Annotated in this window: 8 protein-coding genes and 1 pseudogene; 8 read left to right on the forward strand and 1 reads right to left on the reverse strand. The window is 41.2% G+C overall.

The window, feature by feature from the left end; all coding sequences use genetic code 11:
- The first annotated feature begins 219 nt into the window (after positions 1–219).
- The 8 genes and pseudogenes from VK179_19605 to VK179_19640 all read left to right on the forward strand — a co-directional run bounded on the left by VK179_19605 (position 220) and on the right by VK179_19640 (position 6,493).
- Positions 220–1,251, forward strand: coding sequence for a DNA cytosine methyltransferase (locus VK179_19605; GenBank protein HLO60967.1), 1,032 nt, complete (start codon positions 220–222; stop codon positions 1,249–1,251).
- A gap of 4 nt (positions 1,252–1,255) precedes the next feature.
- Positions 1,256–2,239: a BsuBI/PstI family type II restriction endonuclease gene (locus VK179_19610; protein ID HLO60968.1), complete on the forward strand. Its 984-nt coding sequence runs from the start codon at positions 1,256–1,258 to the stop codon at positions 2,237–2,239.
- A 9-nt stretch (positions 2,240–2,248) separates the two neighbouring features.
- The gene (locus VK179_19615) at positions 2,249–2,668 is read left to right on the forward strand and encodes a very short patch repair endonuclease (GenBank protein HLO60969.1); all 420 of its coding nucleotides are present in this window, start codon (positions 2,249–2,251) and stop codon (positions 2,666–2,668) included.
- 48 nt (positions 2,669–2,716) lie between these two features.
- Positions 2,717–3,064: pseudogene (locus tag VK179_19620) on the forward strand (ATP-binding protein).
- Positions 3,056–3,427, forward strand: coding sequence for a hypothetical protein (locus VK179_19625; protein ID HLO60970.1), 372 nt, complete (start codon positions 3,056–3,058; stop codon positions 3,425–3,427). The pseudogene VK179_19620 and the gene VK179_19625 overlap by 9 nt, the downstream one beginning before the upstream one ends.
- Before the next feature lie 40 nt (positions 3,428–3,467).
- Positions 3,468–5,438: a hypothetical protein gene (locus VK179_19630; protein HLO60971.1), complete on the forward strand. Its 1,971-nt coding sequence runs from the start codon at positions 3,468–3,470 to the stop codon at positions 5,436–5,438.
- Positions 5,439–5,616: 178 nt separating this feature from the next.
- The gene (locus VK179_19635; GenBank protein ID HLO60972.1) at positions 5,617–6,015 is read left to right on the forward strand and encodes a heme-binding domain-containing protein; all 399 of its coding nucleotides are present in this window, start codon (positions 5,617–5,619) and stop codon (positions 6,013–6,015) included.
- 19 nt (positions 6,016–6,034) lie between these two features.
- Positions 6,035–6,493: a heme-binding domain-containing protein gene (locus VK179_19640; GenBank protein ID HLO60973.1), complete on the forward strand. Its 459-nt coding sequence runs from the start codon at positions 6,035–6,037 to the stop codon at positions 6,491–6,493.
- 224 nt (positions 6,494–6,717) lie between these two features.
- On the opposite strand, the gene VK179_19645 is transcribed toward VK179_19640, so the two are convergent.
- Positions 6,718–7,204 (reverse strand): aldo/keto reductase (locus tag VK179_19645; GenBank protein HLO60974.1); only part of this gene is annotated, 487 nt, incomplete at its 5' end.

Raw genomic sequence — 7,204 nt, forward strand, 5'->3', positions numbered from 1 at the left:
ATTGCAACTTGCCTTTTGGATTTGTTGAAAATGTAGTTTTTCGCCCCGCTTCGGCGGGGTTTTTTCATTTGGCGACGATCAACACGATGATCATGAATGCCTGTAACAGATAAGAATATTCAAACTGTTCAAAACTATTAATTACTTATTGGCTTGATCAAACCCTTCAAATGTCGAAATGCTTGTATTTTCAGTAAATTTGTCAATCAAGGTTTCGATATGGAATACGTAAAAATGTTGAATAAGGTGTTGTCACCGGTGCATACAGAAAAAGATGTCAATGTATTGGATTTGTTTGCCGGTTGTGGTGGCTTAGCGTTAGGATTTGAAGCAGCGGGATTCAAAACCATTGGATTTGAAATGGAAGCCGTCTATGCTGAGACATACAGAAACAACTTGAACAGTGAATGTTTTGCCACCAAACTATACGATGGTTTTGATTATCCGATAAAAAATGTTGACATAATTATTGGAGGTCCGCCGTGCCAGCCTTTTTCTGTAGGTGGCTACCAGAATGGTGTGAATGATTCCCGTAACGGTTTTCCAATATTTATCGACGCTATCCAACGGCTCAAACCAAAGGTGTGGATGTTTGAAAATGTCAGAGGACTTCTCTATACAAACAAATGGTATTTCGAACATGTTGTCAAAGAACTGCACGATCTGGGATATATTATAGATTATCAGTTGCTTAACGCCGTCAATTATGGCATACCTCAAAACCGTGAAAGACTTTTCGTTTTTGGTCATAAATCTAAATCCAAATTCATGTTTCCAAAAAGATCACCTCGCAAGATTAATGCTGGTGAGGCAGTTGGTGACTTGATGTATACTGTACCTGAAAACAGTAAGTTTCTCACAAAGACTATGGATGACTATGTTGCCAGATATGAAAAGGCATCGGATTGCATAAATCCACGGGACTTGTATCCGGATAGACCTGCCCGCACTTTGACCTGTAGAAATTTAGCTGGCGCGACAGGAGATATGCACCGTGTGCGGTTGCCCGATGGAAGGCGGCGAAGACTTAGTGTCAGAGAAGCGGCAAGGCTTCAATCTTTTCCTGATTGGTTCGTGTTTCATGGCAATGAAAGCCAACAATTTAATCAAATTGGCAATGCAGTTCCGCCATACTTGGCATATCAACTTGCGTTATCCTTGAAGGAATGTTATCATTCGCAGGAATTTCTAACCGAAACTGAAATCCGGGAAAGGAAAATGATATTTGATCAAACATTGACATTGTTTTGAGAAAATGAAAAATCACATCCCAAATTCTAAAAAACCGCCTCATATTCAATTAAAGATCAATGAAGCACTTGAAATATTGGAGGCATTAGGAATACCGTTGGATTGCAGCGAAAGAAGAAAAGAAAGAATGGCTGTATGTTTCATGGCTGTTTCGGGTGTGACAAATGATTGGTCGAAGGCAAGATATGATTTGTTTCTAAGGTCGCGGGACATAATTTCATTCGTCAACAAAAATTTCGAGGAAAATATTTCGCCCGGTTCTTATGATGACATACGCAGACAGGATTTGAAACTGCTTGTTCTTGGCGAGATGGTTATCAACTCCGGCACAGAAAACAATTTCAGCACAAACAGTCCGACACGTGCTTATGCCATTCATCCCGATGTTCAATCATTGTTGATTCATTATGGAACCGATAATTGGTCCGATGAATTGGAGAAATTTAAGAAAGGACGGCTGCCTTTGGTTGAGGTTTTGGCAAGAAGACGCGACATAAAAAAGATACCTGTCACATTGCCTGACGGCAAACCTATTGAACTGTCGATGGGAGAACACAACATTCTGCAAAAAGCTATTGTGGAGGAATTTCTCCCAAGATTCGGCAAAGGATGCAAGGTCCTGTATTTGGGCGACACGTCTCACAAATTATTGCATATAGAAGTTGAAATATTAAAGAAAATCGGATTTTTTGAACTTTCACATGATGAACTTCCTGATGTGATCGCGTTTGATGCTGAAAGGAACTGGCTTTTCTTGATTGAGGCTCTTGTGACTTCGGGTCCTATGAGCGAAGTTCGACTGCATGAACTTAAATCCATGCTGAAGGCATGCACTGCCGAACTTATTTTTGTCACTGCATTTTTGAAAAGGGACGATTTTAGAAAATGGATGCCGCTGATCGGATGGGAAACCGAAGTTTGGATCATGGAAAGCCCCGATCATTTGATACATTTTAACGGACATAAATTTCTTGGACCCTATAAATAAATTATAGCTGTGGATATTTTGACAAAGGAGCAACGCAGGAGAAATATGCAAGCTATCCGGAGCCAGAATACCAAACTGGAGCAGATTCTTGGTCATGCTCTATGGAATAGGGGTTACAGATATCGTAAGTGCAACAAAAAAGTTTATGGAAAACCGGATTTTACCTTGACAAAGTACCGGTTGGCAATTTTTGTCGACAGTGAATTCTTTCATGGAAAGGATTGGGAAACACAAAAATACAATATTCAATCAAATAGAGCCTATTGGTGGACTAAGATTGAAAGGAACATTGAGCGGGATATTGAAGTAACCGAGAAATTAAAACTTGAAGGATGGAATATCATTCGTTTTTGGGGAAAGGATGTAAAACATAATTTGAGTAAATGTTTTGAGTTGATCGAAAGCCATACCAATGGTGTTGCTTTGTGATGCGAAAAATATGATTGACATCTTTACTCCCCACTAAAAAATACTACATCAGATGTGGCGCTGGTAGGTGGCGGTACCTATCCCCAGCCCGGAGAAATCTCATTGGCCCATAACGGGGTATTGTTCCTTGATGAATTGCCCGAATTCAAAAGGACGGTTCTAGAAGTCATGCGACAGCCGCTTGAAGACCGTTGCATCACCATTTCACGGTCAAAATTCAGTATCGAATACCCGGCTAGTTTTATGTTGGTCGCATCCATGAATCCTTGTCCCTGCGGGTATTACAACCATCCCGAAAAAGATTGTGTGTGCACTGCAGGAGTGGTTCAGAAATACCTTAACCGGATTTCAGGTCCACTACTCGACCGGATCGACATTCACATTGAAGTGGTACCGGTTCCTTTTGAAAAACTTTCAGAACTCAGACCTTCGGAACCCAGTGAGCAGGTACGGTCACGGGTAATACAGGCACGCAAGATTCAACTTGAACGTTTTCGCGAACATGAAGGTATCCACAGCAATGCCCAGCTCACTCCGGCACTGATGCGGGAACACTGTGAAATAAGCAAAGAGGGAAACCAGCTTCTGAAGACGGCTATGGAGAAAGTAGGTCTTTCGGCCAGAGCCTATGACCGTATTTTGAAAGTCTCACGCACTATAGCCGATCTTGACGCCAGTGTGCACATAGAACCCCATCACCTAGCTGAAGCAATCAATTACAGGAGCCTGGACAGGGATAACTGGGCAACGGGCGGTTGAAAAGATATTTTGTTAATTTTGATTTCAATATCTGTATTTCATGAATAAGGCCAGGCTCCCGTTAATACTTCAACTCCTTGTATTTCCTGCTATATTTCTTCTTCTTCAAATTTTATTAAAGATCGATAGTAAATGGTTTTACCTTTCTTTTCATGATCCCACCTATGCTTTTCTGTTTAACGGATTAAACATTGCCAACGGAAGTCTGAAGCTGGGATTGTCAGGTTTCCCCGGCACTCCTCTTCAATGTCTTATAGCATTGAACCTTGAAGTTTATAAATTCTTTTCAGGAACATCCGATCTTACACTTTCAGTCCTTTCAGATCCTGAGCGATTCCTGAATTGGGTAAGCCTGGAAATTCTAATCATGAATACAATTGCCCTGATATTTGCCGGATATTATACATACAGGCGAACCGGGAATTTTTCACTGGCATTGGCATTGCAGTTAACGCCCTTTATTTCAGTGATGGATTTTTCAATGAATACGGTTGTAATGCTTGAGCCTTTTCTGCTTTGCACCGAATTGTTTATTTTATCAATTGCAGCCAGCTATGTATTCGATGAAAAATTCAGATTTACCACCAAGGTAATCATTGTATCCTCCTTTTTGGTTGCTTTTGGAATCACAACAAAAACTGTGTTTTTGCCGGCTTTTTTCATTCTTTTTTTTGCAATTGATTCCTTTCGCCGGAAAATGGTTTACGCTTTGTTCACCGCAATTTTTACTGCCATTCTGCTTATACCTGTATATCCTTCATTCTCTTCATTTATTTCATGGTACAAGCTTATTTTAACTCACACGGGTATATATGGATCAGGTAACGCCGGCTTGTTTGATCCTCATATTTATATACAGAATATTCAAAAAATTGTAACCGTAAATGCTCTGTACACAATTGCCTTATTTTTTCTAATAATAGCTGCGGTTGCCTTTATTATAAAATCATTCCGGTTTTCGGCCGGGGAAAGAAAACGGAGAATTATCACCGGCCTTGCCTTGTCGTTTGTATTGAATATAGCAATGGTTGCCCGGCATTACTCCATACATTACCTGGTTACTTCATTTAATCTCACCATTTTCTCCATTATACTGGCAGTATCTTTCATTCCCGGAATCCGGTACAGAGAAAAATCATCCTGGATGCCATCAATTATATATATTTCAGGTTGCATTCTTATTATTTTTCTTATCCACCGGATTGGTTATTCCCCCGGGTTTCAAAATCCGCGGCTTGCATCTGTTAAACTGGTTCAATCACATATTAAAAATGCACAAAGAATAATAGTACTTGAAAAGTCAGGTCCCTTTCCTGAAACTGCCATGTATCACGGATTGGCATATTCTGCGGGCATGATGCCGGTTTATGCACCGCTTTTAAAGGAAAAGTATCCTGCTACATATTTTTACAATATCGGAGAAAAAAGGCTTCATGACTGGCTTCACGATTACAATCTGATCCATGTGCTTTCAGAAGATACGGTAACTTATGTATATTCGGCTTTAAAAAGCAATACCATACCGGAAGCCTTGATGAAAGAAATTTCAGCTCTTTCCGGAAAGGGATTTGTCCGGCTGTCGACAATTTATACCGATACTGTTTTTCACGATTGTATTTACAAAATCAGTGCAGACACCCAATTGTTAAAAAGCATCATTTCACACTCTCCGGTGATAGCCAATAATGACACTATCTTACTTAACCGTGACAATCCGTATGGGCCCGGAACAAAGATAAAGGCCGGGAAAGGATATTATGTTATATCGGCATTGCGAAATTCATCCGATCATTACGGGTCCATTGTGGGTGATGATGAGAACGGACTTCCGTATTACAGGTCAAACGGATTACCATCCCTGAAAAAAGATGGGAAGGAATTAATTGTTCTTACACTTGATGTGCCTGAGGACCTTGTTAATCAAACGCTGATTGTTTATTTATGGTATCCGGCAAAAAACAAGTGCACTTTTGAGGATTTCAGAATTGATTATTTCAAAGTTGACTATTAAATGGATTGACCAGATTTCGTTTCACTGGTTAACCGTCATTTAATGCTTACAGCCGTTTCAGGATGTATCATATCTTCATTGTATACCCAGGTGATACGTTTCGTTTGAAAATGGCTATTTCTTTAAATCCGTGCATAAGAAAGAACTTTGATTTAATTTTACGTAAAACTAAGAAAAGATGAAAAAATCAGCATGGTTATCATTGGCTCTAGTTATAGCCGGATTAATTGCATTGCAGGGCTCAGGCATTTATCACCAGGATGCCAGCGCATCACATGGTCCTGATTTTGTTTATCCCTCAACCGTTAAAAAAGTAATAGACCAGAAATGCTATGGATGCCACAGCATGAAAGGCCGATCAGATAAGGCAAAGGAAGCCCTTATGTGGGACAGCGTGCCCAATCTTCAGAAAGCCAAGATTGTCGGAACACTGAATGATATTATTGATGTACTCGAGGATGGTTCAATGCCTCCTGAAGATATCGTTAAGAAGTATCCCGATGCCAAACTTACAGCAGAGGAAACTACTATCCTGAAAACCTGGGCTGAAGCCAAAGCCGACAGCCTGATGAATTAACCGTGCAATTTCTTTCAGCATGAAAATAATAAAAGTATTGATCCTGGTTTTGATTGTGGTGATGATTGCCATTCAGTTTGTACCCGACGGCATACCTGATAATAAGCCTGAAGATAATCGCACTCTTGCCCATGATACTCTGGTGACCCCTGATGTTTTGGCCATACTTAAAAAATCGTGTTTTGATTGCCATTCCAATCAAACCGATTTTCCCTGGTATGCCGGTATTGCTCCTTCTTCATGGCTGTTAGCCGATCATATTAATGAAGGTAGGAAAAACCTGAATTTTTCAGAATGGCAGGATTTCAGCAAGCGGAAGAAAGTGGGTAAGCTTGAGGATATCCAGGAGCAGGTAAAAAAAGGTGAAATGCCGCTGAAGTCGTACACCCTGATTCATAAGAAGGCCGTTCTCACATCTGAGGAGATTCAGACACTGATCAAGTGGACGGATGAGGCAACCGGGAGGCTGGTTAAGTAGTTTTACAGTTTGCGATTAGTAATCGGTAATTGGTTAAGGGACAATAGGGACGATAGGGACACTTCAAGCATCCGGTATTTGGGTATCCGCTTCGGCAAGCTCAGCGACCGGGACATTTTTATGGAACAAGCATGACTTCGACAAGCTCAGTTATGCTATCCAATCACCAGTCACCAGTCACCAGTCACCAGTCACCAAAATCGTAAATCGCTAAATCGTAAATCTTACTGGCTCCATGAGGTTGGTTCCCGATCCCACCTGTGTTTCTGAAGTTCAACCATCAGGTGGCTTTCAAGCGGGCCCATATCACTCACATCCATATTTGATTTTACATGGTTGGTTGTGCGCATACCCGGTATGATGGTGCTGACTGAAGGTTCGCCAAGTATGAAACGAAGGGCCATTTCAGGCATTGTCATTCCTGCAGGAACAACTGGTTTAAGAGCATCGGCATGGTCAACGCTTGCATTGAGGTTTTCAGGCACGAAATACGTACTTCTCCAGTCGTTTGCCGGCCAATGACTCTGTCGCGTCAGTGTCCCGGTCAGTGATCCTTCATCAAAAGGAACACGGGCAATAACCCCCACATTCATTTCCCGGCAGGCAGGGAAAAGCTCATCCTGGGGGTTCTGATCGAAAATATTGAAGATAACCTGCACAGTATCTATCAAACCGCTCTTGACTGCTTTAATTCCATTCCACGGCTCCCAC

The organism is Bacteroidales bacterium (genome assembly GCA_035299085.1).
Lineage (GTDB): Bacteria > Bacteroidota > Bacteroidia > Bacteroidales > UBA10428 > UBA5072.

Excerpts from the sequence above, each read along its gene's own strand:
- VK179_19605 (HLO60967.1), top strand. The coding sequence starts at position 220 with ATGGAATACGTAAAAATGTTGAATAAGGTGTTGTCACCGGTGCATACA.
- VK179_19610 (HLO60968.1), top strand. The coding sequence starts at position 1,256 with ATGAAAAATCACATCCCAAATTCTAAAAAACCGCCTCATATTCAATTA.
- VK179_19630 (HLO60971.1), top strand. The coding sequence starts at position 3,468 with ATGAATAAGGCCAGGCTCCCGTTAATACTTCAACTCCTTGTATTTCCT.
- VK179_19635 (HLO60972.1), top strand. The coding sequence starts at position 5,617 with ATGAAAAAATCAGCATGGTTATCATTGGCTCTAGTTATAGCCGGATTA.
- VK179_19640 (HLO60973.1), top strand. The coding sequence starts at position 6,035 with ATGAAAATAATAAAAGTATTGATCCTGGTTTTGATTGTGGTGATGATT.